General features: G+C 72.6%; 18 protein-coding genes and 1 tRNA gene. 9 read left to right on the top strand and 10 right to left on the bottom strand.

Annotated elements, in window-relative coordinates:
* Window positions 1-111: 111 nt before the first annotated feature.
* From ACZ49B_RS08135 to ACZ49B_RS08150, 4 genes are all read right to left on the bottom strand, one after another.
* Window positions 112-3,135: an alpha-mannosidase gene (locus ACZ49B_RS08135; RefSeq protein ID WP_468301806.1), complete on the bottom strand. Its 3,024-nt coding sequence runs from the start codon at window positions 3,133-3,135 to the stop codon at window positions 112-114.
* Window positions 3,136-3,239: 104 nt separating this feature from the next.
* Window positions 3,240-4,079, bottom strand: coding sequence for a carbohydrate ABC transporter permease (locus tag ACZ49B_RS08140; protein WP_468301809.1), 840 nt, complete (start codon window positions 4,077-4,079; stop codon window positions 3,240-3,242).
* Window positions 4,076-5,011: a carbohydrate ABC transporter permease gene (locus tag ACZ49B_RS08145; RefSeq protein WP_468301811.1), complete on the bottom strand. Its 936-nt coding sequence runs from the start codon at window positions 5,009-5,011 to the stop codon at window positions 4,076-4,078. Before ACZ49B_RS08145 ends, ACZ49B_RS08140 begins: the two co-directional genes overlap by 4 nt.
* A complete protein-coding gene (locus ACZ49B_RS08150; protein WP_468301813.1) occupies window positions 5,008-6,342 on the bottom strand; it encodes an ABC transporter substrate-binding protein in 1,335 nt (444 codons plus the stop codon). Before ACZ49B_RS08150 ends, ACZ49B_RS08145 begins: the two co-directional genes overlap by 4 nt.
* Before the next feature lie 363 nt (window positions 6,343-6,705).
* On the opposite strand from ACZ49B_RS08150, the gene ACZ49B_RS08155 reads away from it, so the two are divergent.
* Window positions 6,706-6,778, top strand: a tRNA-Cys gene (locus ACZ49B_RS08155).
* A 658-nt stretch (window positions 6,779-7,436) separates the two neighbouring features.
* Here ACZ49B_RS08155 and ACZ49B_RS08160 read toward each other — a convergent pair.
* Window positions 7,437-7,802: a hypothetical protein gene (locus ACZ49B_RS08160; RefSeq protein ID WP_468301815.1), complete on the bottom strand. Its 366-nt coding sequence runs from the start codon at window positions 7,800-7,802 to the stop codon at window positions 7,437-7,439.
* Window positions 7,803-7,978: 176 nt separating this feature from the next.
* Here ACZ49B_RS08160 and ACZ49B_RS08165 point away from each other — a divergent pair, with 176 nt between their 5' ends.
* Complete coding sequence (locus ACZ49B_RS08165) at window positions 7,979-8,458, top strand: universal stress protein (protein ID WP_468301817.1); 480 nt, start codon at window positions 7,979-7,981, stop codon at window positions 8,456-8,458.
* 50 nt (window positions 8,459-8,508) lie between these two features.
* Here the strand turns inward: ACZ49B_RS08165 and ACZ49B_RS08170 are convergent, their stop codons facing one another.
* Both ACZ49B_RS08170 and ACZ49B_RS08175 read right to left on the bottom strand, forming a co-directional pair.
* Window positions 8,509-9,453 (bottom strand): serine/threonine dehydratase, encoded by a 945-nt coding sequence (locus ACZ49B_RS08170; RefSeq protein WP_468301820.1) that lies wholly within the window; start codon window positions 9,451-9,453, stop codon window positions 8,509-8,511.
* A 22-nt stretch (window positions 9,454-9,475) separates the two neighbouring features.
* A complete protein-coding gene (locus ACZ49B_RS08175; RefSeq protein ID WP_468301823.1) occupies window positions 9,476-10,120 on the bottom strand; it encodes a TetR/AcrR family transcriptional regulator in 645 nt (214 codons plus the stop codon).
* Window positions 10,121-10,321: 201 nt separating this feature from the next.
* Between ACZ49B_RS08175 and ACZ49B_RS08180 the strand changes: the two genes are divergently transcribed.
* The 7 genes from ACZ49B_RS08180 (at window position 10,322) to ACZ49B_RS08210 (ending at window position 20,460) form a co-directional block, all read left to right on the top strand.
* Complete coding sequence (locus ACZ49B_RS08180) at window positions 10,322-12,004, top strand: ricin-type beta-trefoil lectin domain protein (RefSeq protein WP_468301826.1); 1,683 nt, start codon at window positions 10,322-10,324, stop codon at window positions 12,002-12,004.
* Window positions 12,005-12,215: 211 nt separating this feature from the next.
* A complete protein-coding gene (locus tag ACZ49B_RS08185) occupies window positions 12,216-14,582 on the top strand; it encodes an alpha-N-acetylglucosaminidase (protein ID WP_468301829.1) in 2,367 nt (788 codons plus the stop codon).
* Window positions 14,583-14,807: 225 nt separating this feature from the next.
* Window positions 14,808-15,212, top strand: a complete 405-nt coding sequence (locus ACZ49B_RS08190; RefSeq protein ID WP_468301832.1) for a hypothetical protein — start codon at window positions 14,808-14,810, stop codon at window positions 15,210-15,212.
* A complete protein-coding gene (locus tag ACZ49B_RS08195) occupies window positions 15,205-16,239 on the top strand; it encodes a polyprenyl synthetase family protein (protein ID WP_468301835.1) in 1,035 nt (344 codons plus the stop codon). Before ACZ49B_RS08190 ends, ACZ49B_RS08195 begins: the two co-directional genes overlap by 8 nt.
* Window positions 16,240-16,405: 166 nt before the next feature.
* Complete coding sequence (locus ACZ49B_RS08200) at window positions 16,406-17,587, top strand: oxygenase MpaB family protein (protein WP_468301837.1); 1,182 nt, start codon at window positions 16,406-16,408, stop codon at window positions 17,585-17,587.
* 151 nt (window positions 17,588-17,738) lie between these two features.
* The gene (locus ACZ49B_RS08205) at window positions 17,739-19,343 is read left to right on the top strand and encodes a molybdopterin-dependent oxidoreductase (RefSeq protein WP_468301840.1); all 1,605 of its coding nucleotides are present in this window, start codon (window positions 17,739-17,741) and stop codon (window positions 19,341-19,343) included.
* A gap of 46 nt (window positions 19,344-19,389) precedes the next feature.
* Window positions 19,390-20,460 (top strand): alpha/beta hydrolase, encoded by a 1,071-nt coding sequence (locus tag ACZ49B_RS08210; protein ID WP_468301843.1) that lies wholly within the window; start codon window positions 19,390-19,392, stop codon window positions 20,458-20,460.
* On the opposite strand, the gene ACZ49B_RS08215 is transcribed toward ACZ49B_RS08210, so the two are convergent.
* From ACZ49B_RS08215 to ACZ49B_RS08225, 3 genes are all read right to left on the bottom strand, one after another.
* On the bottom strand, window positions 20,461-21,711 hold the full coding sequence (locus tag ACZ49B_RS08215) for a cytochrome P450 family protein (protein ID WP_468301846.1): 1,251 nt from the start codon (window positions 21,709-21,711) through the stop codon (window positions 20,461-20,463).
* 84 nt (window positions 21,712-21,795) lie between these two features.
* The gene (locus tag ACZ49B_RS08220; protein WP_468301848.1) at window positions 21,796-23,070 is read right to left on the bottom strand and encodes a putative Ig domain-containing protein; all 1,275 of its coding nucleotides are present in this window, start codon (window positions 23,068-23,070) and stop codon (window positions 21,796-21,798) included.
* A gap of 112 nt (window positions 23,071-23,182) precedes the next feature.
* Complete coding sequence (locus ACZ49B_RS08225) at window positions 23,183-24,076, bottom strand: LysR family transcriptional regulator (protein WP_468301851.1); 894 nt, start codon at window positions 24,074-24,076, stop codon at window positions 23,183-23,185.
* Window positions 24,077-24,318 lie beyond the last annotated feature (242 nt).

Below are 24,318 nucleotides of genomic sequence, written 5' to 3' on the forward strand. Positions count from 1 at the left end.
ACCCCCCCCCCCCCCCGCGCCCCACCCCCCCCCCCCCCCTTCCCTCCCCCCCCCCCCCCCCCCCCCCCCCCCCCCCCCCCCCCCCCCCCCCCCCCCCCCCCCCCCGGCCGGTCAGGCGCGATGGAGGCGGACCGTGACGATCTGGAAGGGGCGCAGGGTCAGGGGGACCGCGCCCGCCCGGGTGGGGGCGCCGACGGCCGTGCCCGACAGCGGGCGTTCCAGGAGGTCGCTCTCGACCGCCGCCGACAGCGGGAAGTCCGCAGTCAGGAGGGCCGTCGCGCGGCCCCCGCGGGACTCGTAGAGGCGGACGACCACGTCGCCGCTGCGGTCCTCGGCCAGCTTGACCGCCTCGACCACCACCGCGTCGTCGTCCACCGTGAGCAGCGGGGCGACCGGAGCCGCCCCGGACACGACCCGTTCGGGCAGGTTGAGTGCATGGCCCTCGCGCACCGCGTCCCCGATCTCCGCGCCCGGCGCGAGCGAGAACCGCAGGGTGTGGGCGCCCTGGTCGGTCTCCGGGTCGGGGTAGCGCGGGGCCCGCAGGAGGGAGAGGCGGACCGTGGTGGTCTGGCCCCCGTCCGGCCGCATGTCGCGGGTCACGTCGTGCCCGTACGTGGAGTCGTTGAGGACCGCGGCGCCCCACCCCGGCTCCGCCACGTGGATCCACCGGTGCGCGCAGATCTCGAACTTGGCGGCCTCCCACGAGGTGTTGGTGTGGGTGGCCCGGTACACGTGCCCGAACTGGGTTTCCGAGGCGGACCGTTCGGCCTTCACGTCCAGCGGGAACGCGGCCTTGAGGAACTTCTCCGTTTCGTGCCAGTCCACCTCCGTGACCATGTCCACCGTCTTGGCCCCGGCCCGCAGGGTGATCGACTGGACCGCCGTCGAGCGCCCGAAGGAGCGGGCGACGCGGACCGTCACCGCGTCCGGTCCGGCCTCCGCCACCTCCAGCGCGTCCAGCTCCACCAGGTCGGTCACACTGTTGCGGTAGAACGCGTCGATGTCCCACGCGTCCCACATGTTCGGGAAGTCGGGGTGGATCTGGAGCAGGTTGGCGGCCCGCCCCGGGGCCACCGCCTCCCGGCGCGCCTCCAGGTCGTACGCCGACACGATCAGCCCGCGGCCGTCGATCTCCACCAGCAGCCGCCCGTTGGCGAGGACGTGCCCGCCGCCGTGCCGTTCCTCCACGGTGACGGGCTGCCCCGCCGCCTCCGGCACACCGGCGCCGCCCGCCGGGATGCCGCGCCGGACGTGCGGGGCACAGTTGAACACGAGCTCCGCGGTCCCCTCCCCCGCCAAGGCCAGCTGCGCCGCCAGGGCGATCCCTCGCAGCTCCTCGCGTACGGCCGCGTACGTCGCGCGCGCCTCCCGGTGCACCCAGGCGATGGACGATCCGGGCAGGATGTCGTGGAACTGGTGGAGCAGCACCGTCTTCCAGATCCGCTCCAGGTCCTCGTACGGGTACCCGTACCCCGGCACCCGGACCGCGGCGGTGGCCGCCCACAACTCGGCCTCGCGCAGCAGTGATTCGCTGTGCCGGTTGCCCTGCTTGGTCTTGGCCTGCGAGGTGTAGGTGCCGCGGTGCAGCTCCAGGTACAGCTCGCCGGCCCAGACGGGCGCGTCCGCGTATTCGGCGTGCGCCTTCTCGAAGAAGGCGTCGGGCCGTTCGATCTCCACGCGCGGCGAGCCTTCCAGGTCCCGCTGCCGCTTGGCCCGGGCCAGGTGCTCGCGGGTGGGGCCGCCGCCGCCGTCGCCCCAGCCGAAGGGGGCCAGGGAGCGCGAACCCCGCCCCTTTTCTTGGTAGTTGCGGGCTGCGTGGGCCAGCTGGGCGCCGCCGAGGTCGCTGTTGTAGGTGTCGACGGGCGGGAAGTGGGTGAAGACGCGGGTGCCGTCGATGCCCTCCCACCAGAAGGTGTGGTGCGGGAACTTGTTCACCTGCGACCAGGAGATCTTCTGCGTCAGGAACCACTTCGAGCCGGAGAGCTTGACGATCTGCGGCATCGCGGCGGTGTACCCGAAGGAATCGGGCAGCCAGACGTTGTGCGTCTCGATGCCGAACTCGTCCAGGAAGAACTTCTTCCCGTACAGGAACTGGCGGGCCATGGCCTCGCCGCCGACCATGTTGGTGTCGGACTCCACCCACATGCCGCCGACCGGTACGAACTGCCCGTCCGCGATCTTCTTCTTGACCCGCTCGAAGAGCTCGGGCCGGTGGGTCTTGATCCAGTCGAGCTGCTGCGCCTGCGACATGGCGAAGACGAACTCCGGGTGCCCGTCCATCAGGTTGACCATGTTGGACGCGGTCCGGGAGACCTTGCGGACCGTCTCGCGCAGCGGCCACAGCCATGCGGAGTCGATGTGGGCGTGGCCGACCGCGCTGATCCGGTGCGCGGAGGCGCTCGCCGGGGCGGCGAGCACCCCGGCGAGCCGTGCGCGGGCGGCGGCCGCCGTCCCCGGGACGTCGCCGAGGTCCACCGCGTCGAGGGCGGCGTCGACGGCGCGCAGGATCTGGTACCGCCGTGCGTCGGCCTCGCCGAGCTGCATCATCAGGTCGTAGAGGACCTCAAGGTCCTGGACGAGTTCCCATACCTCGGTCTCGAAGACGGCGAGGTCCATCCGGGCGAGCCGATAGAGGGGCTGGTCCCCGCTGGTCTGCCGGTCGCCCTCGTACGTCACCGCGTGGTCGACCAGGACGGGGTTGGAGGCGGCCTCGACGTACCACTCGACCTGCTCGCCGCCCGCCGCGGAGTCGGCGACGCGCACCCAGTCGTTGTACGGGTTGAGGGCCTTGACCTCGCTCCCGTCGGCCCGGTGGACGAGCCCCTCACACTGGAAGCCGGGCATCATCCGGTCGAAGCCGAGGTCGAGGACGGCCTCGACCGTACGGCCCGCCCAGTCGGCCGGGACCCTGCCGGTGACCTTGAACCAGGTGGTGCCCCAGGCCGGGCCCCACGTGTCGCCGATCGCGCAGGGCTCGTACGGGGCCACCAGACCCTCGGCGACCGGCACGGGCTCGCCCGGGGCCTCCCAGCGCCCGATCTCCAGCGGGACCGGGCGGGAGTGGACGGCGGGCTTGATGCGCTCCTTGAGGACCCGGCGCAGGCGGTGTTCGGTGATGCTGCGGTCGTCGTGCATGACGGCTGCTCCAAGGGAGGGAGGTCGGTGACGGCAGGAGGGGGGCGGGCGTACGCGTGGACGGGCGGGTGAGTGGGCGGGTGGCCGGGGCGGGGCGGGACGGCTCAGGTCTTGACGGCTCCCTCGCCCACTCCCTTGAAGAAGAAACGCTGGAGGGCGAAGAAGAGCAGCATCATCGGCAGGAGCGCCGCCATCGCGCCGGCGGCGATGATCCGCTGGTCGTTGGTGGTACTGGCGCCGGCCAGGGTCTTCAGGCCGAGCTGGAGCGTGTAGTGGTCGCTGTTGGTGAGCACCAGCAGGGGCCACAGGAAGTCGTCCCAGGCGCCCATGAAGCTGGTGATGCAGACGACGGCCAGGGCCCCCTTGGCGGCGGGCAGGAAGAGCCGGCTGAACCGGGTCCACTCGTTCGCGCCGTCCAGGACCGCGGACTCCTCCACCTCCTTGGGTACGGCGAGGAACGCCGAGCGCATGATCATGATGTTGAGGACGGAGACCGCGCCGGGCAGCCACACGCCGACGAGGGTGTCGACCAGGCCCATTTCGCGGACGGTCAGGAACATCGAGATCATCACGGACTCGAAGGGGAACATGAGCGTGGCCACCAGCACCGTGAAGACGCTCTTGCGGCCCTTCCACCCGGCCCGGGAGAGGGCGTACCCGCCCATCGCGGCGAAGAGCATGTTCGAGGTGATGGCGAGGACCGCCACCACGAGGGTGTTGCCGACGTACTGGAGCAGCGGGAACGAATCGGCGACGAGGACGTAGTTGTCGAGGGTGGGCTGCGAGGGCAGCACACCGTCGTACACGTTCTCGGTGCGGCCGCGGATCGAGGTCAGGAACTGCCAGACGATCGGACCGAGCATCACGACGAGCATCACGATCAGCGTGGCGTACCGGGCGGCGAGCCCGATCCGCCGGCGCCTGCGGTCGGCGCCGGCCCTCACGTCTCGTCCCCCTTCGACAGGCGCCGGCCCAGCAGGCTGAAGACGAGCGTCAGCAGGAACAGCAGGATCGAGATCGCGGAGGCGTAGCCGGTCTCGCCGGAGAATCCGAGGCCGACCTGCCGGATGAGGAACGGCAGGGTACGGGCCCCGCCGCCGGGGCCGCCGCTCTCGCCGCCGAGGATGTAGATCTCGGTGAAGACGCGCAGCGCGGAGATGGCGGAAAGCGTCCCGACCAGCAGCATCATCGGCTTCACCTGCGGGACGGTGATGCTGAAGAACCGGCGGAGGGGGCCGGCCCCGTCGAGTGCGGCCGCTTCGTGAAGCGAAGGCGACACGTTCCCGAGGGCGGCGAGGTAGAACACCATGTAGTAGCCGAGGCCCTTCCACACGGTCACGATCATCGCGGAGACCAGCAACATGGTGCTGTCCGTCAGGAACGGGATCGGCTCCGAGACGATGCTCAGCTTCCGGAACACGGTGTTGACGAGCCCGTCGCTGCGCAGCACCCACTGCCAGATCAGGCCGACGACCACGGCCGAGGCGATCACCGGGGTGTAGAAGGCGGAGCGGAAGAACCCGATGCCGGGAATCTTCGCCCGGACGAGAACGGCCAGCGCGAGCGGCAGCAGGACCAGGCAGGGCACGACGACCACCAGGTACAGCACGCTGTTGCCGGTGGCGACCCAGAAGTCCGGGTCGTCGAAGGCGCGGGTGTAGTTGTCGAAGCCGACGAAGCTGCCGCCGCGCAGGATCTGGGCGTCGGTGAAGGAGAGGATGACGGTGTTGACGAACGGCCAGAGGCTGAACAGCGCCACCATCAGCAGGCCGGGGGCGAGGAAGAGGTAGGGGGTCCACCACGTGCGGTGGACCAGCCCGGTCTCGGCTTCCATCGCCGCGAGGGCCTTGCGGCGCGCTCTGGCGGTGCGCGTCATTTCTGCGCCGACTTGGCGAGCAGCTGGTTCGCCTCCTCCTGGGCCTTGCGCACGGCCGTCTTGGCGTCCTGCTCGCCCTGGATCGCCTTCTGCATCTCGCGGACGACCGCGTCGCCGACCTGGTTCGTCCACTGGACCGGGGTGTTGGCGTCGAGTGCGGCGCTCTTCAGCTGCTCGGCGCCGACCGCGCGGGCGACCGTCTCGGCGTCCTTGCCGTCGCCCCGGTCCGCGAAGCGCGGATCGGCCAGGCCCTGGGCGTTGGACGGGTAGATGGTCGCGTTCTTGGAGAACTCCACCTGGTTGGGGCCGTTGGTGACCCACTTGGCGAACTCGCTCGCCGCGTCCAGGTGTTTGGTGTCCTTCTTGATGCCGAGGGACTGGGCGTAGATGCCGATGTGGCCGAGCCTGCCGGTGACGGCCCCCGCGACCTGCGTGCCGGCGTAGACCTGCGGCGCGTTCTGCTTGATGTCCTTGACGAAGCCCGGGGAGCCGGGGCCGAAGACGAGCTTGCCGGCGCCGTAGAGCTGGTTGATGTCGTCGGACTTGAGGAGGGACTCCTTGGGCATGGCGCCCTTGGCGTACAGGTCCTTCATCCGCTCGACCCACTCGACGGCCTTTGGCGTGTCGAACACGAACCCGTCCTGCTTCTCGTTCAGGATCGGCACACCCATCTTCTGCCAGTCCCCGGGCAGCCGGCCCTTGGGGTCGGCCATGAAGGCGGAGTACCGGCCGCCCGAGGCAGCGGCGATCTTGTCGGCGTAGTCGAAGAACTGCTCGACGCTGGCCGGCGGTTGCGCGGGGTCCAGGCCGGACTTCTCGAAGAGCTCCTTGTTGTACGTGAGGATCTCCGGGGTCACGTACCAGGGATACGCGTACACGCCGTCGCCCTTCCCCGGAAGCTTGAACTGCTCCCACGCCCCGGGGACGTACTCCTTGGCGACCTCGGGGTCGAGCTTGGCGACATCGGCGAGCAGGCCGCGGTCACCGAGGAGCTGGAAGGAATCGGTGGAGAGGTTGACCACGTCGGGCAGGGCCCCGGCCTGGGCGTCCGCGACCAGCTTCTCGTTGTAGCCGTCACCGGGCACGTCCTCCCATCTGACCTTGACCTCGGGGTACTTCTTCTCGAAGGCGTCTATGACGCCCTGGACGTACGCCGTGAACTTGGGCTTGAGCTGGAGGGTGCGGAAGGTGATCTCGCCGGCCACCTTGCCGCTCTTCTTCGCCTCCGGCACATCTGCCGCGCCCCCGCTCACTCCGCAGGCGGAGACCGAGAGGAGCGTGCCGGCCACGAGCGTGCCGATGGCAGTACGGGTCGCGTGCGAACGGGTCATCGTCGCCACCTTCAGGGTGAGTTCCGGCCTCACTGCCGGAGCGCGCAGCCCACGCTGACCCCACATCGCGATCGCGTCAATGCGGCCAATGTCCCGATGGGCGGGTACCCGTAGGCCCCGAATCGCGACGGTGACCCGACAGGCAGAGGAAACCCCCGGAGTCAACACCGCAACGACCTGCACTAATGCGCTTTAGTCATTAACCGATCCAAGACGATATCGATTCGATAACGAACCTGCCCCTACGTCGGATGTTGACTTCTTATAGGCGGTCCAAGAGCCGACGCACTAATGCGGTTTACCAACGTGCTCGCTAAAACCCGGTTGCACCCGCGGCGTTCGGATGGTTGGGTTCGGCCCGAACGGCGTGTAGCTCAGCAGCCAGAGCACCGGCCTGCACAGTCGGAGGGCGCAGGGGCGGAACCTGCCACGCCGGCGATGAGAGAGAACGCTGACCAGCAGCTCCGGAAGCCGAAGCCGGCCGTCGAGGCGCAGCGCGAAGCGCTCGCCGTCTGGCGGCCGTTCGAGGACGAACTGCTCGCCCATCGGCTGCGCGCCGAGGCCGGGGCTCACGGGGCGCAGTGGCGCGCCGAGGGCGCCGCCCTGTTGGAGCGCTACCGGGTCCTGGCCGCCGAGCACACCCGGTGCACCCGGCACCTCGACCCCAAGTCCAACGCCGCCGTCCTGCGGCGCGCGCTGCAGGAGGCCGTCGCGGGGCGCACGCCGGACCGGCGGTCGGCCGGTCTGCTGCGGCACGCCATCGCCTCAATGGTCGCCAAACGCGGCCTGCCCGGTTCCGCCGAGCACACCCGGCTGCGCGAAGTCCAGGCCGTGCAGGCCACTCGGCCCCGGCCCCACGAGCGACCCGCGTCGCGCCCCGGCGACCTCCACCGGTCCGTGACCGGCCTGTCGACAGACGCCCAAGAGGGCCGCCTGCGCCTGGCGGCAGCTGGTGTTCCACCTCTCGCTGTGCGACGCGGGCCGGCAGGCGGACGTACTTGCTTGGATCGACTCGGAGTTCGCCCGCCTCCCCGGGTCCGTCACGACCCGCCTCTCTCCCGCTTTCGCCCGGCTCCGGTCGGCCGTCGCTCCCCCTACTTCATCCGGTACTCGACTTTTTCGGCGAGTTTTCCGTCCTTGAAGCAGAAGCGGAACACGGTCTCTTCGCCGCCCTTGCTCTCTGCGGCGGAGATGTACCAGGAGCAGACGGCGCCCTCGGGTTCGGCCGGGCCGCCCGACTTCAGGGCGCCCTTGATGAAGCTCTCGCCGGACGGCATCTCGGCGCGGACCGCGTCCTCCGGGTCGCCGACGTTCACCGACTGGTAGACGCCGGGTTCGAGCATCGTCTTGCCGGCGGCGTCGACGACCTTCCCGACACCGAAGACGAGTGCCGCAACGGCCGCGAGGCCGAGCACCAGCACCACTCCGCAGCCGATCAGACAGCCCTTGCGCTGTGCCACGTCCGTTCCTCCGTACCTTGCCGGCCTTCTTGACACCCAGACCTTCGCAAGCCACGGGGACCGTGCGCTGTCCTCCAAAGTCTTGGGGACTCACAACGATCGTCGTTCGAGGTCGGCCCCCTCACCCGTGTATACAAGAGGAAAGGACGATACGGACGAAACGAGAGGAACCCACCGTGAGTGAGACCACCATCGAGCCTCTGATCGTCGTCGGTGTGGACGGTTCGAAGCACTCGAAGGAGGCCCTGCGCTGGGCCGTTGCCCAGGCCAAGGCGATCGGCGGCCGTGTACACGCCGTCATGAGCTGGGAGTGGAACACCAATCCGTTCGCCCTGGGCACGGCCGCGGGCACGGGCACGGGTGCAGGCGCGCAGGTCGATCCCCTCCGCGCCGAGGAGGCGGCCCGTCAGAAGCTCGCGGACACCGTGGCCTCGGCCATCGGCGCCTCACCCGGCGTCCCCGTCTTCCGCCGGGTCGAACAGGGCTCGCCGGCCCAGGTGCTGGTCGACGCCTCGACCGAGGCGGACCTGACGGTGGTCGGCACCCGGGGCTACGGCGGGTTCAAGGGCGCCCTGCTCGGCTCGGTGAGCCAGCAGGTGGTGCAGTACGCGGCGAGCACCGTGGTCGTCGTACGCGAGGGCGCGGACGACGACTGACGCCCGGCACGCCAACTCGTCGACCCGCCGGCCCGCCGACTCCCCGACCGTCACTCCCCCGGAGCCGTCAGGTCCCCGGGATCGGTGTTCGCGCCGCACAGGACGACGGCCACCCGCTCGCCCGGCACCTCGGGCGAATTCCGTACCGCCGCCAGAGCCGTGGCCGCACCCGCCTCCACCACGATCCGGTGCTCCTCCCACAGCGCGCGCCGGGCTTCGGTGATCGCCGCGTCCGGGACCAGGACGGACCGTACGCTCTTCTCCTGCGCGGCGGCCAGCGCAGCAGCCGAGACCCGGGTGGCGCCCAGCGAGTCGGCGGCGACCGAGTCCACGGTCACGTCCACGAGCCGGCCCGCCTCCAACGCCGCGTTCAGGGCCCGGCAGTTCTCCGGCTCGGCCGCGATCACCCGTACGCCGTGCTCGCGCGCCGCGGCGGCGACACCCGCGAACAGCCCGCCGCCGCCGACCGCGACGACCACGGTGTCCAGACCGGGCAGCCCGGCCCGGATCTCGTCCAGCAGGGTGCCCGCGCCCGCCGCGATGAGCGGGTGGTCGTACGCGTGGCTGCTCAGGGCGCCGCTCCCCGCCGCGAACTCCTCGCACGCAGCCAGCGCTTCGGCGTACCGATCCCCGACGAGCCGCACGTCGGCGCCGTAGCCGCGCAGCCGATCCACCTTCACGCGGGGCGCGTTGGCGGGCAGGAACACGGTCGCGGGGACGGACTGCGCGCGGGCCGCCCAGGCGCAGGCGAGGCCCGCGTTGCCGCCGGAGGCGATGGTGACGCCCGCGTCCGGGAGGGTGCCGGCGTCCCGGTGGGCGGCCAGGAAGTTGCGGGCGCCGCGGGCCTTGAAGGACCCGGTGTACTGGAGGTGCTCCAGCGCGTACCAGAGCCCCTCGGCGGCGGGAACGACGGCGACCGGGCGGACCGACCCGGCTATCCGGGCGGCGGCGGCGCGTACGGCGGCGTAGTCGAGCTGCTGTTCCAAGACGTCCATGACGGGGTCCTTTCGGGCGACTTCAGACGGCGGCAGGCCGGTTGGCCTCGATCAGCTGGCGCAGGGCGCCGTAGTACACCTCGTGGTCGGTCAGGGCGGGCAGTACGTCGGCCAGCCCGCCCGAGAGCACGGGGAACCGCTCCGGATCCAGCGCGGCCAGGGCCGCCCTCGACGCGGCGGTGGCTCCGGCAGGATCCCGGTGGTCCACGAAGGCGGCGCTGCCGAGGGTGAGCAGGTACATGCGGCGGTAGGCCGTCATCGCCTCGGCGGCGGTCATCCCGGCGGCCACGCTGTCGGCGAGCGCGGGCTCGACCAGCCGGGCCAGCAGCTGGCGGCCGAGCCAGGGACGGCCGCCGCGGAGCACCAGCAGCCCGGGATGGGCGGTGAGCAGCCGGTAGAGGGCGGTGAACCGCAGCTCGGTGGCCTCGGCCCAGCCGGTCCCGGCCGGGATCTCGGGCAGCTGCCCGGCGAGGTGCTCGGTGCACAGGTCGAGCAGTCCGGCGAGGTCGGTGCAGCGGCGCTGGACGGTGGCGTGGGAGACCTCGAGCCGGTCGGCGAGGGCGCGGAAGCTCAGCGCGTGCGGCCCCTCCTCGTCGAGGAGGCGCAGGGCGGCGACGGCGATGGCCCGGGGCGTCGCGCGGTCCAGGGCGGCTGATGTCCTCGGCATGAGATACACCGTAACAGACGCCGTACCATACAGCAGAACATACGTAGGCGCGTACGGCGCATCGCGTCCGCCCCTCCCCGATCGTGTGACGCCGACTACCGCCATATTGCTGGTCATTGAGTCATAACCATCGACTTATGTTGACAGCGGGTAGTCGCACCGCTGCACTGAGCGCACTGCAGCCCACCTCAAGGAGTCTCCGTGCCGCCTCGCCTGCGTGCGTCGCTCCCCTGTCTGACCGCGGCCGCCCTGTTCGCCCTCTGCCTCGCCCCCGCCCCCGCGGCGGCCGAGCCCTACGCGACCTCGGACGGCCCGCTCGCCCTCACCCCGCCCATGGGCTGGAACAACTGGGCGCACTACATGTGCGACATCGACGAGGCCAAGGTCGTCGCGAACGCCGACGCACTGGTGTCCAGCGGCCTCGCCGCCAAGGGCTACGACACGGTGACCGTCGACGACTGCTGGATGACCAAGAGCCGGGCCGCGGACGGCAGCCTCGTCACCGACACGCAGAAGTTCCCGCACGGCATGGCCTGGCTCGGCGAGTACCTGCACGCCAAGGGACTGAAGTTCGGCATCTACGAGGACGCCGGCTCCCTCACCTGCGAGCGCTACCCCGGCAGCGGCTCCCCCGACGGCGGCGGCCCGGACCACTACGCCCAGGACGCCCGGCAGTTCGCGTCGTGGAAGGTCGACTACGTCAAGATGGACGGCTGCAACCTGTGGGTGCCGCCCGGGAAGACGAAGGAGCAGGCGTACCGCGACGCGTACAACGCCGTCGCCGAGGGCCTGCGCGCGAGCGGCCGGGACATGGTGCTCTCGGCTTCCGCCCCGGCCTACTTCCAGCAGGGCGAGTGGGGCGGGTCCGACTGGCACAAGGTCATCGGCTGGGTCGGCGAGACCGGCCAGCTGTGGCGCGAGGGCAAGGACATCAAGGTCTACAGCGCGGCCGCTCCCGCAACCTCCCGGTGGAGCTCGGTGCTGGGCAACTACGGCTACAACCGCTGGCTCGGCCGGTACGCGAGCCCCGGGAACTGGAACGACCCCGACTTCCTGATCGCGGGCGCCCCCGGGCTCACCGAGGCCGAGAGCCGCAGCCAGGTGGGCCTGTGGGCGATGATGGCGGCGCCGTTCATCCTGTCGTCCGACGTCTCGAAGCTCACCCCGGCCGGGCTGGCCGCACTCGGCAACACCGACCTGATCGCGCTGGACCAGGACCCGATGGGCCGCCAGGGCGCGGTGCTCTCCGCCAACGCCACCTTCGAGGTGCTCGCCCGGCCGCTGGCGAACGGCGACCGCGCCGTCGCCGTGCTCAACCGGTCCGGCAGCACCCGGGACATCTCCGTACCGCTCTCCGACATCGGCTTGTACTCCTGCACGGTCGACGCCAAGGACCTGTGGAACGGCAAGAGCACCGAGGTCTCGACCTCCCTGACCGGGAAGCTGGCCGCGCACGACACCGCGGTCTGGCGGCTCACCCCGCACGAGGGCTGCGGCGCCGCCGCGCCCACCGGCCAGATCACCGGTGACGGCGCCAGGTGCGCCGACGGGGCCAACACCAGCGGGGTCGGAGCGGTGGTCCTGGCGCCGTGCACCGCTGCCGCCGACCAGCGCTGGGTCCTGGGGCCCGACGCGAGCGTACGACTGACCGGCAAGTGCCTGTCGGCGGGCGAGGACGGCCTGGTGGAACTGGCCGACTGCACGCCCGGGCAGCCGGGCCAGCGCTGGACGCACCGCCGGGACGGGGCCCTCGTCGAGGACGTGAGCGGGACGTGCCTGACGGCTCCTGCCGCGGCCGCCACCCCGGACGCCCCCGCCGAACGGCTGCGGCTGACCGACTGCGGCGACCACCGGGTCGACCAGGCCTGGTCCCTGCCGGTCTGACGACCCGCCGGACTGCCGTCCGGGTCCCCGGACGGCGGCCCGGCGGCAGCCCGATCACACATCGGGCCACCGGCGCACGGCGCAGGACACAGGGCGCAGGACGCACACGCACACGCACACCACACGCAGACGCACGACCGCCAGACCGGACCCACGGGGACCCCGGCACGGGACGGGACCCGGACCAGACCACGGATCGGTGACTGATCGGATGACGAACTCCCCGCCCCGGCGCCGGCGGCATGCCCAGCTGCGCCGCCGAGCCGCCCTCGGCACGCTGCTGGCCCTGCTCTGCGCCGGCTCCCCCGCACTGGCCGACGTGGCCGACGTACGGGGCCGCCCGCCCGCGGCGGTACCGGAGGAGGACCTGCCCGCCCCGGCCGGTGCGCCCGCGCCCGTACGGGACGACGCGCGCGGCGCGGCACACCGCGGCTCCCCCGGCGCGCCGGAGCCCCGGGCCTTCGACACCGGGCCCGCGCGGGCCGCGCTGGAACGGCTGCTGCCGCGCCACGCCGCCCAGTTCGCCCTCGTACCCGACCCCGCCGCCGGAGCCGACACGTTCACCGTGTCCGGCTCGGTCGGCGCGATCACCGTGCGCGGGTCCACCGGCGCCACCCTGCTGACCGGCGTCGGCTGGTACCTCCAGCACGTCGCCGGGGCCGACATCGGCTGGCCCGGCGACAGCATCGGCATGCTGCCCGCGCGGCTGCCCGCCGTGCCGGCGCCGGTCACCCGCAGCGCGCTGGTCCCGCACCGGTACGCCCTCAACGACACCGACGACGGCTACTCGGGCCCGTATCGCACCTTCGAGCAGCACCAGCGGCAGATCGACCTGCTCGCCCTGCACGGGATCAACGAGGTGTTCGTCCAGGTCGGCGCCGAGTACCCCTACCACCGGGCGCTCCAGGGCTTCGGCTACTCCGCCGCCGAGCTGCGCGAGTGGATCCCCGGGCCGGGGCACCAGAGCTGGTGGCTGCTGCAGAACCTGTCCGGTTTCGGCGGCCCGGTCTCCGAGCGGCTGATGCAGGAGCGCGCCGAGCTCGGCGGGCAGATCGCCGAGCAGCTGCGCGGGCTCGGCATGACCCCGGTGCTGCCCGGCTACTTCGGCACGGTGCCGCCGGGGTTCGCCGCCCGCAACCCGGGCGCGACGACGGTGGCGCAGGGCGACTGGGCGGGCTTCGACCGGCCCGACTGGCTGGACCCGTCCTCGCCGGTGTTCGGGAAGCTGGCCGCCGCCTACTACGCAGAGCAGCGCGCCGTGTTCGGGGACACCACGATGTACCGGATGAGCCCGCTGCACGAGGGCGGAAAGGTGGGCGGCGTCGACGTGAAGGCGGCCGCCGGCGCCGTCCAGTCGGCGCTGCACGCCGCGCATCCGGGCGCGATGTGGGCGGTGCTGGGCTGGCAGGACAGCCCGAAGGCGGAGCTGCTCGCCGGGGTGGACACCTCGAAGCTGCTGATCCTCGACGGGCTGTCCGACCGCTACAACCGCCTGGACCGCGAGGCGCGCTGGGGCGGGGTCCCGTACGCGATGGGCACGATCTACAACTTCGGCGGGCACACCACGATCGGCGCCAACTCCTCGGTGTGGATCGAGCGGTTCGGCCCGTGGCGGGCCAAGTCCGACAGTGCCCTGAAGGGCATCGCCTACCTGCCGGAGGGCACCGGCACCAACCCTGCCGCGTTCGACCTGTTCACGGATCTCGCCTGGGAGCCCGGGACGATCGACCAGCGCAAGTGGTTCGCCGATTTCGCGGGCCGCCGGTACGGGCGGCCCGACGGGGAGGCCGCGGCCGCCTGGGAAGAGCTGCGTACGGGCCCCTACAGCACCTCCTCGGGCCTGTGGTCGGAGTCCCAGGACAGCCTGTTCACCGCACGGCCGAGCCTGAGCGCGGTGGGGTCGGCGTACTGGAGCCCCCAGTCGATGCGCTACCCGGCCGATGCGGTGCGCCGGGCCCTGGACCACCTGCTGAAGGTGGATCCGAAGCTGCGGGGCTCCAGTGCCTACCGCTTCGACCTGGTGGACACCGCCCGTCAGGCCCTCGCCAACCACTCGCGGGTGCTGCTGCCGAAGATCAAAGCGGCCTACGAGGCCAAAAACCTGACCCGGTTCCGCGCGCTGACCGCCGAATGGGCGGACGGCGAGCGGCGGTTGGATGCCGTCACCGGCTCCGACCCGAACTTTCTGCTCGGCAACTGGTTGGCCGCGGCCCGCTCCTGGGGCGCGGACGCGGCCGAGCAGGACCGGTACGAGTACGACGCCCGCTCGATCCTGAGCGTGTGGGGCCGGCGCAGCACGAGCGAGGGCGGCTTCCTGCACGACTATGCGAACCGCGAATGGAGCGGGCTGATCGGGGAGTTGTACGCGCCCCGCTGGGCGGCCTACTTCGAGACGCTCGAGGAGTCGCTGGTCCGGCGGGCGGCGCCCCGGGAGATCGACTGGCACGCGTACGAGGAGGACTGGGCCCGGCGCACCACCCGGCACCCGAGCGGGGCGAACGGTCCGAGCGGGGATCCGCACACCCTGGCCACGGGCATCGCGGCGGCTCTGAAGTCCTGGGAGGGGGCCACCCGCTGAGCTTCTACACCACCCGGCGCGGTGGCGGTCGGATCATTCGCCGGTCATCACCCGCCCGTGGGAATCCCGGTGCCCGTGCGAGGGAGAAACCCTCCTGCGGTTCGACGCACGGGACGGGCACTCGGTTGACTGGCCCGGAAAACGATCAGGGGCGGCCGCCGGAGCATCCGGCGGCCGCCCCTTCCGACGCCGTGACGGCCCGACGCCAGCAGGAGTGCACCGCGCATGCCCCAGACCGGACACGAACGGCCCGGACAGCCCGGGCATCCCGCACAGCCCCCGCATCCTGGACAGCCGGGTCCGGAGGGCGCCGCGCAGGACTCCCCGCCCGCCGGGGCGCACGAGCCCGCCGGTGACCGCAAGCCCGCCGTGACCCTGGAGCTGCTGACGCTCCTCGCCGCCGGGGTCGCCGATCTCGCCCTCGACCAGTTACGGCAGTCCGCCGACCGGGCCCAGGACGTACTGCGCCGCCCCGACCTGCGGGACCTGCTCACCGAAGGGGTCGTGGAACTGCGCAAGCGCGGCGAGCTGGCCACCCGCCGGTCGGGAGCGGGAGCGGAGAACCACCTGGAGACCATGGCGCGCCGGGCCGCCGAGCGGGTAGCCGGCGAGGGCCACCCCCGTGCATGACCACACCGGATTCAAGGAGCGCATCGACGAGGTCCTGGTCCGGCTGGCCGACGAGGAGGAGCAGGCGCTGCTCGGGCTGCACGTCGAACTCTTCCCGCTGTCCGAGCAGTTGCGCCGTTCACTGGCCAGCGGGAAGCGGATCCGGGCCGCGTACCTGTACTGGGGCTGGCGGGCGGCGGGGCAGCCCGACTGCGAGGGCGTGATCCGGGCCGCGGCCGCGATGGAGCTCGTCCACGCGGCGGCCTGCACCCACGACGACATCATCGACGACAGCCTGATGCGGCACGGCCGGCTCACCGCGCACGCCGCCTTCGCCGCCGCCGGACAGCGCTCCACCGCCCTCGCGATGATCCTCGGTGACCTGCTGATGGGGTACGCCGGACACGTCTTCAGCTCCTGCGGGCTGCCCGGCGCCTACCTGGCGCGGACCGTTCCCCTCTGGTCCACGCTGCTGCGCGAGACGATGGCGGGCGAGTTCCTGGAGGTGCTGCGCACCCGCGCGCAGCCGGCCCGGGAGCCGCAGGTGGCGGAGTCGCTGGAGGTGGCCCGCTTCAAGACGGCCAAGTACACGGTCGAGCGGCCGCTGCACCTGGGCGCCACGCTCGGCGGGGGATCCCGCGCCCTGCTGGACGCGTTCTCCGCGTACGGGCTGCCGCTCGGCGAGGCCTTCCAGCTGCGCGACGACCTGCTGGGCACCTTCGGCGACCCGGCCAGGACCGGCAAGTCGAACGTGGACGACCTGCGGGACGGCAAACCGACCGCGCTGCTCGCCCTGACCCTCGCGGCGGCCGGTGCCGACGACCGCCGGCTGCTCGCCAAGCTGGTCGGCCGGCCCGACCTCGGCGAAGAAGAGGCCGCGGCAGTACGTGAGTTGATGGAGCGCTGCGGGGCCCGGCAACAGGTCGAGGACATGATCCGGGAGCGCATCGCCCGGGCCGCCGCCGCGCTGGACGCCGTACCGATGCCCGCGGAGGCGCGGTCCGCGCTGTGCGAGCTCGCCGGTACCGCCGCCGAACGCTCGCTGTAGCCGCGGGCCGAACGCCCCGGACTCCTCCGGCCCCGGACCTCCTCCGGCGCCCGGCACCCTGCCCCGGCCCCCGGCCCCGCTCCGGGCTCCCCACCCCACCCGCAGCCCTGCTCGCGTACCCGCGCGCCCCGCTCGCGCACCCGAACAGACGAGAAGGACGAGTGAAGTGACCACCGCCAACACCGCCTCGCCACGCCCCCGTTACGACGACGCCGCCCTCGACGCCCTGTCCGTCCAGGGTGATCCGCTCGCCGACGAGACCGTCGCCGCGCTCTTCCACCGGGGCGAGGTGGGCGACTTCAACACGCTCATGCGCTTCTTCACCACCGCCGGGGCCCCGCTCCCCGAGCGTCTCCCGGCCTCCGCACGCGCCTACTTCGAGGCCACCGCCATGCCCCCGGCCTGGGTCGACTGGGACGTCATGGAGCAGGCCCGGCTGTTCTTCATGGACAACGCCGCCCACATCAACACCGGGCTGTCCTTCGCCGCGATGCCCGTCAGCTACGCCATCCCCCGGATGGCCCGGCTGCTCTCCTCGACGCACTCGCTCGCGTACCCCTCCCGGCGGATGGCCAACACCGGCCAGTTCGTCACGTACCTCATGCGGACCGACTCCTTCGCGGAGGGCAGCAAGTTCATCCCGGCCGCCCAGAAGGTCCGGCTGCTGCACGCGGCGGTGCGCCACCACCTGCGCCACGGCGGCCACTGGGACGTCGAGCGGGACGGCCTGCCGATCTGCCAGGAGGACATGATCGCCGGGCAGACCTTCTTCTCTCTGCTGGTGCTCGACGCCATGCACCGGCTCGGCATCCACATGAGCGAGGAGGGCGCGGAGGCGTACTACTACGCCTGGCGGGTCCTGGCCGCGCTGCTGGGCTGCGACATGTCGGCCGTACCGGAGAACCTCGCCGAGGCCCGCGCGTACTGCGACCTCTACCTCCTGCGCCATCTCGGTCCTTCCCCCGAGGGCGTCGGCCTCAACGCGCAGCTGCTGCGGCTGTACGAGGACGTGGTCCCCGGCACGCTCTTCGACCCCATGGTCCCGGCCACCGTCCGCTACCTGGTCGGCGACACCATCGGCGACTGGCTGGAGATCCCGCGCAGCCCGTGGGACTCGGCGGCCAAGGCCGTCCCGGTGTTCCTGGGGCTGCTGGAGACCATCGAGGACAGCAGCCCCTTCGCGGAGTGGGCGCTCGACAAGGCGGGCTCGCTGCTCGCCGGCTTCGAGCTGTCCGCGCTGACCCGGGGCCGGGTCATGCACCACGCCATCCCGGCGGAGCTGAAGGCGGAGTACGGGGTGAAGGCGCCGCGCACCGGGCGCTGGGTGCCGCCGGCACCGGTGCACTGACCCGAACGGGGGCGAACGGGGCGCGGCCCGGCGCCGGCCCGCCCGGGGCGGAGTGACACTGGAACCGGCGGGCGGGGCCCCTCCCGTACCGGCACCCGGCATCCGGCGTCCGGCACCCGGCACCCGGCTTCGCGGCGGACGGTGACTGCGCATGACGCGTGTGAAGGCAGACCTGGGGCGGCGGCGCCGCATCCTGGGCGGGGCCGTCTGCGGGCTGGTCGCCGCCTGCGCGGGACTGGCCGTGGCGGAGCTGGCTTCGGCGGCCGTCCGGCCGGAGTCCTCCCCGATCACCGCGGTCGGCGGCGCCGTCGTCGACCGCACGCCGGTCGGTGTCAAGGAATGGGCGATCCAGGAGTTCGGCACCGCCGACAAGCTGCTGCTGGCCCTCGGGATCATCGTCGTGCTGGGTGCGGTCGCCGTCATGGCCGGGGTGCTCGCCGTACGGCACCTGCCCGCCGGGATCGCGCTCGCCGGCTGTTTCGGGCTGGTCGGGGCGGTGGCCGCGCTCAGCCGGCCGGAGGCGACCTGGCGCGATGCGCTGCCGTCGCTGGTGGGCGGGCTGGCCGCCGCCGGGGTGCTGTTCCTGCTGGTCCGCGCGCTGACCAGGCCCCGCCCGGTGGGCGCGCCGCCGGGCGGGGCCTGGTCGATGGACCGGCGCGGCTTCGGCCGGCTGGTCGCCGCGGCCCTCGTTGCCTCGGCCGGGATCGGGTACGCGGGGCGCCGGCTCGGCGCGTACGGCTCGGCGGGGGCCACGGCCTCCCGGGCGGACCTCGTCCTGCCGAAGCCGGCCGTGCCCGCGCCGCCCGTCCCGCCGGGCGCGCAGCTGCGGGTGCCCGGGATCTCCCGGTTCATCACGCCCAACCAGGACTTCTACCGGGTGGACACCGCCCTGGTCGTCCCCCGGGTGGACGCGGACACCTGGCGGCTGCGGATCCACGGGGACGGAGTCTCCACCCCGCTCGAATTCGGGCTGCGGGAGCTGCTGGCCCGCCCGCTCGTCGAGCACGACATCACCCTCTGCTGCGTGTCGAACGAGGTCGGGGGCCCGTACGCGGGCAATGCCCGCTGGCTGGGCGTGCGCCTGGCCGACCTGCTGCGCGAGGCGGGGGTGCGGCCGCCCTCGCAGGGCGGTCCGGCCGACCAGCTGGTGGCGCGGTCGGTGGACGGGATGACGATCGGCACGCCGGTCGAGACCGTCATGGACGGCCGGGACGCGCTGCTGGCCGTCGGGATGAACGGCGAGCCGCTGCCGTTCGCGCACGGCTTCCCCGTACGGATGGTCGTACCGGGCCTGTACGGGTACGTCTCGGCGTGCAAGTGGCTCCGCGATCTGCAGCTGACGACCTTCGCGGCGTACGACGCGTACTGGGTGCGCCGTTCCTGGGCGCAGCAGGCCCCGGTCAAGACGCAGTCCCGGATCGACACCCCGCGCTCGTCCGCCGAGCCGGAGGAGGGGCGGGTGGCGGTGGCCGGGGTGGCGTGGGCGCAGCACCGCGGGATCTCCCGGGTCGAGGTACGGGTGGACGCGGGCCCGTGGCAGGAGGCTCGGCTGGGGGCCGCGGACGGCAACGACACCTGGCGGCAGTGGGTGTGGACGTGGGAGGCGACCCCCGGCCCCCACAGGCTGGAGGTCCGCGCCACGGACGGGACGGGCGCCGTCCAGACGGGCGTGCGCACCGGGACCGTCCCCGACGGGGCGACCGGGTGGCACTCGGTGTCGGTGCGTGTCCGGCCGGGGCCCGGGAGGAAGGCATGACGCGGACACCCTGGGAAACCGACCCGCACGTCAGGAGCCGGCCCTCGTGGAGCTGACCAGTACGTCGTTCCTCGTCACACTGATCGCCGTCACCGCGTTCGCCATGCTCGCCGCCCTGCTGCTGTGGAACCGGATCCCGGGGCCGGGGTGGGTGCGCTGGCCCGTGCGGGTGCTGATGATCGCGCTGTGCCAGCTGACGTCCATCGCGGTGATCGCGACCTGGATCAACGGCAGCTACGGGCTCTACTCCTCGTGGAACGACCTGCTGGGCACGGAGAACGTGCAGAACTCCTCGGCGATGACCGGGCCGCCGCTGGGCCGGGCCAAGTTCACGCAGGGCGGCGACGGTACGCAGACCACCTATTTCCGCGGCTCGCATTCGAAGCTCGCCGGGCAGGTGATCGTGTGGACTCCGCCCGAGTACCGGGCCCGGGGTGCGGAGAAGACCCGGTTCCCGGTGCTGATGCTGCTGCACGGATATCCGGGTTCGCCGCGGACCTGGATCGACCTGGGCGGCATGCCCGGCACGCTGGAGCAGCTGGTCCGGCGCGGCGCGGCGCACCCGTTCATCGTCGTGATCCCGGAGATCTATCCGGGCGGGGTGAACACGGACTGCAGCAACACGCCGACGCGGAAGGTGGCCGGCTGGCTCGCGGAGGACGTGACGGACCTGGTCGCGAGGAACTTCCGTACCCTGCGCGAGCCCGACGGCTGGGGGGTGATGGGCGTGTCGACCGGGGCGTTCTGCGCGGCCAAGCTGCCGTTGCAGTACCCGAAGGTGTTCCGGGCGGGCGCTGCCCTGGACCCGGACCCGCTGGCCGGGGACCCGGAGGTGTTGGCCGACCCGGCCCTGCGCGAGCGCAACAGCCCTCTGTGGCTGGTCCGGCATGCCAAGGGGGCCGACGTCGGGCTGTTCCTGGCCACCTCGGCGCAGGACAAGGACAGCCCGCCGCAGCAGCTGGAGGCCTTCAGCCGGGCCGCGGCGGGCAGCGGGGTCCGGGTGAGGACCCTGGTCCGCCCGGCCGGCGGCCACAACTTCCAGACCTGGACCGGCATGTACCCGGACGCGCTGGGCTGGCTGAGCACGGAGCTCCCGCCGCCCGGCGACGGCCGGTAGCTACCGCCGGGTCAGGCGGACGGGCAGGGAGTCGACGCTGTTGCCGATGAAGCTGCGCTGGTGCGGGAGTTCGGGTTCGGGGACGGCGAGGTCGAGGTCCGGGAAGCGGGCGAAGAGCCGCTCCAGGGCGATGACCGCCTCGAGGCGGGCGAGCGGCGCGCCGACGCAGTAGTGCGCGCCGTGCCCGAAGGAGAGGTTGCGGGCGGCGGTGGGGCGGGTGATGTCGAAGCGGTCGGCGTCCGGGCCGTGGAAGGCCTCGTCGCGGCCGGCCGCGGTGTAGCCGGCGAGGACCGGGGTGCCCTGCGGGATCACGGTCCCGTCGACGGTCAGGTCGCGGACGGCGTACCGGAAGGGGAACCAGCTGACCGGTCCGTCCCAGCGCAGGGTCTCGTCCACCACGTCGGACCAGGTGGCCTTGCCCGCCCGGACCAGCTCGAGCTGGTCGCGATGGGTGCACAGGGCCCGGACGGCGTTGCTGATCAGGTTCAGGGTGGTCTCGTGGCCGGCGACGAGCATCAGGCGCATGGTGCCGATGAGTTCGGCCTCGCTGAGGCGGTCGCCGTCGCCCTCGCGGGCGGCGATCAGTGCGCTGGTCAGGTCGTCGCCGGGCTTCTCGCGGCGGGCGGCGGCTATCGTGCCCATCAGCCCGACGAGCTCCCGTACGGCGGCCATCGCCTCGGCGGGGGTGGTGTCGGTGGCGATGATCACCGTGTGGGACAGGTGGTGCAGCCGGCCCCGGTGCTCGGGGTCCACGCCGAGCAGCTCGCAGATGACGCTCATCGGCAGCGGCAGGGCGAAGTGGGTGCGCAGGTCCGCGACACCGTCGGGGGCCTCGGCCGCCGCCCGGCCGAGGTCGTCGAGGAGCCCGGCGGTCAGCTCCTCGATGCGCGGCCGCAGCCGCTCCACCTGGCGGGCGGTGAAGGCGTTGCCGACCAGGGAGCGCAGCCGGCGGTGGTCCGCGCCGTCGGAGGTGTGCATGCCCTGGGCGTTGGCGAACGCCCGCAGCGGCCAGTGCGGGGGGATGGTGCCGTCGTGCAGGGATGGGAAGTGCCGGGCGTCCTTGGCCGCGTCGGGGTGGGCGAGGAACTCCTTCAGCGCTTCGTGCCCGAGGACGACCGCCCCGGGAACTCCGCCGGGCAGGACGACGTCCGCCACGCTGCCCTGGGCGCGCAGCCGGGCGTTGAGGGCGTGCGGGCAGCCGCCGGCGGGGTCGATGACGTACGCGGGCGTGGGTGCGTTGGCGGGTGACAAGCGGGCTCTCCTGACCGTATGGACGAAACTCGGCCAACAGTGCGGCCTGCGGGGCGGGTTGTACAAGTCGGCCCTGTCCGGGGGTCAGAACCAGGTGAGGGTGAGGGGGAACGCGGTGCTCGCGGTGGCTCCGGTGGAGTCGGTGGCGGTCACCGTGACCTGTACGGTGCCGCTGCCCCAGGGCTTGCCGGTGACACGGCCGGAAGCGGCGTCGAGGGCCAGGCCGAACGGCAGGCCGGCGGCGACGAAGCGGACGGGCGGCTTGCCGCCGGTGGCGGTGAGCCGGATGGTGCAGGACTGGTTGAACTTGCAGGTCTGCGGGCCGGGGTCGGTGACCTTCAGATCGCCCGGGCCGGGCGTGGGGGTGGGCGTGGGTGTGGGCGTCGGGGTGGGCGTCGGAGTCGGGGTGGGCGTCGGCGTGGGCGTGGTGCCGCAGCCCGGGGTGGCCTCCGGGGGCAGCGGGACCCGCCAGATCTGGGTGTCGTTCTCCGACCCGACGAGCAGGCTCGTGCAGTCCGCGTACGTGACGGTCTCGCCCTGGGACTGGGCGGGCAGGGCGACGTCCGCGAGCTTGGTGCCCGCGGTGTCGTACACACTGGCGGTGTTGGCGCCGAGCGGCCCGCCGCTGCGCAGGGTGTACGAGGCGCCGGACGGCGAGAACGCCCCGTCGGTGGCGAAGACCGGACCGGGACGGACCGCGGTGAGCGTGTTGACCTGACCGGTCAGCGGGGGCAGCGGGGCCTTGTACAACTGACCGGCAGCGCCGATGAGTTTGCTCGCGACGTAGAGCTGACCGGTGACGGGGTCGGCCAGCAGCGACTCGGCGTCGTGCCTGCCGTCCGCGTAGGCGAAGCGGTACGTCGCCGGCGTGACGGTGGCGTCGGCGAGCTGGTCGGGCTCGATGAAGGCGTGCACGGTGATCTCGGCGCGCCCGCTGAAGTTGTCGCCGATGTCACCGACCAGGACCGTCGGAAGGCCGGCCGCGTCCTTGCCGAGGGCCAGCCCCTCCCAGTCGGTGTTGCCGACCCCGGAGACGGTGTACGTGGCCCGGAGCCTGGCGGTCGCCGTGGTGCAGTCGACGGCGAAGACCTGGTTGGTGTTGCCGCTGTCGTTGACGGCGTAGAACACGCCGGGGTGTTTGCGGCTCATGGCGAGTCCGCTGAGCTCGGCCAGGCCGGCGGGGAGCGTGCACTTCTTCTCCGGGGCCAGGGCCGTGGCGGGAGCGGGCCCGGAGGCGGAGGCGGGCGCGCCGGCCGGGGCGGCGGCGGCTCCGGCCGTCCAGACGGCCGCCGGGAGGAGCGTCGCGATGACCGCGGTCGCGAGGGCGGCGGCCCGTGGGGGTGTGAGGAGTCGGGACATGCACACAATGTGATGGGACGTCAGCCGCTGCCGCCAGGGCCGACGGACACCTCTTTGAACATGGTTCAATGCCGTGCGGGCATGGCTGCCGCCACCGGCCGATGGTTTTCGGTCAGCGCGCGGGCTCCCGTACGGGCGCGTTGTGCCGGGCGTGAGCGATGAACGCCCGGGCCGCGCGGCTCAGCGGCCGCCGGGCGTGGGCGAGCCCCACCGGGCGCAGCAGGAGCGGGGAGAAGGAGCGGATCTCCGCGCGGTCGCCGAAGGCGCGCACGGCCACGTCCCGGTACCAGATGACGGAGCCGCGGCCATCCGTCACGCCCGTCACCCAGGCAAGCCGCTCGTCGGCCTCGAGGGAGGGTACGGGGCGCACTCCGAGGCAGCTGAACATGGCCTCCATCTCGGTGCGCCGGCCGGCACCCGGGGTCGGCAGCACCATCGGAAGGCCGTCGAGCAGCCTGAAGGGCATCGGGTCGGGCAGTTTGCAGCCGATCGGGGAGATCAGCACCACCTCGCGCTCCTGGATGTGGTGCGTGGACAGCTCCTTGTCCACGGGCAGGTCCACCAGGGCCAACTCGGCCCTTCCCGTGGTGATTTCCTGGACGACCGCCTCCCGGCTGTCGTGCTGCTGGAGCCGGATGTCCACTCCGGTGTGGCGTTCGGTGAAGGCCGGGACCAGGTCGGCGGCCAGGTCCAGGGCCAGGGTGGGGGTGGTGACGAGCGTCAGGACGACCCGGACGCCGCTGCCGTGCGCGGTCCCGATGTCGTCGATCGCCTCCACCGCGTCGAGCACGGTACGGGCGAGCCGGACGGCCCGGGCCCCTTCCGGCGTGAGGTCGACGCCCCTGCCCCGGCGGGCGAGGAGTTCCACTCCGAGGTCGCGTTCCATGGCCTGGATGGCCCGCGACAGGGCGGACTGGGCGACGAAGACCGAGGCGGCAGCGCCGGTGATGGAACGGCAGTCCGCGACGGCCACCAAGTAGCGAAGCTGCGCGAGGGTGGGGGTCATGACCGGACGGTAACCTCGCCGTGCCTTACCCGTAAGGGTCACAGGGGTGAACAAATACCCACCCCTGTGGCCGATTTCATGCCCGGTCGGCGTCAAGGTATGCCGGTGCGGCATGAGCCCCGCCCACTGCGGTACGTCGGCGGGTGCGCCGGGGTCGGCCCCGCGCGGGCGGGATCGGCGCAGGCCACCGGCCCGCGCGGGCCCGGCGAGGGGCCGGCCGGGGCGCGTTCCGGGGCGCCCCT

The organism is Streptomyces sp. NPDC031132 (assembly GCF_055570595.1).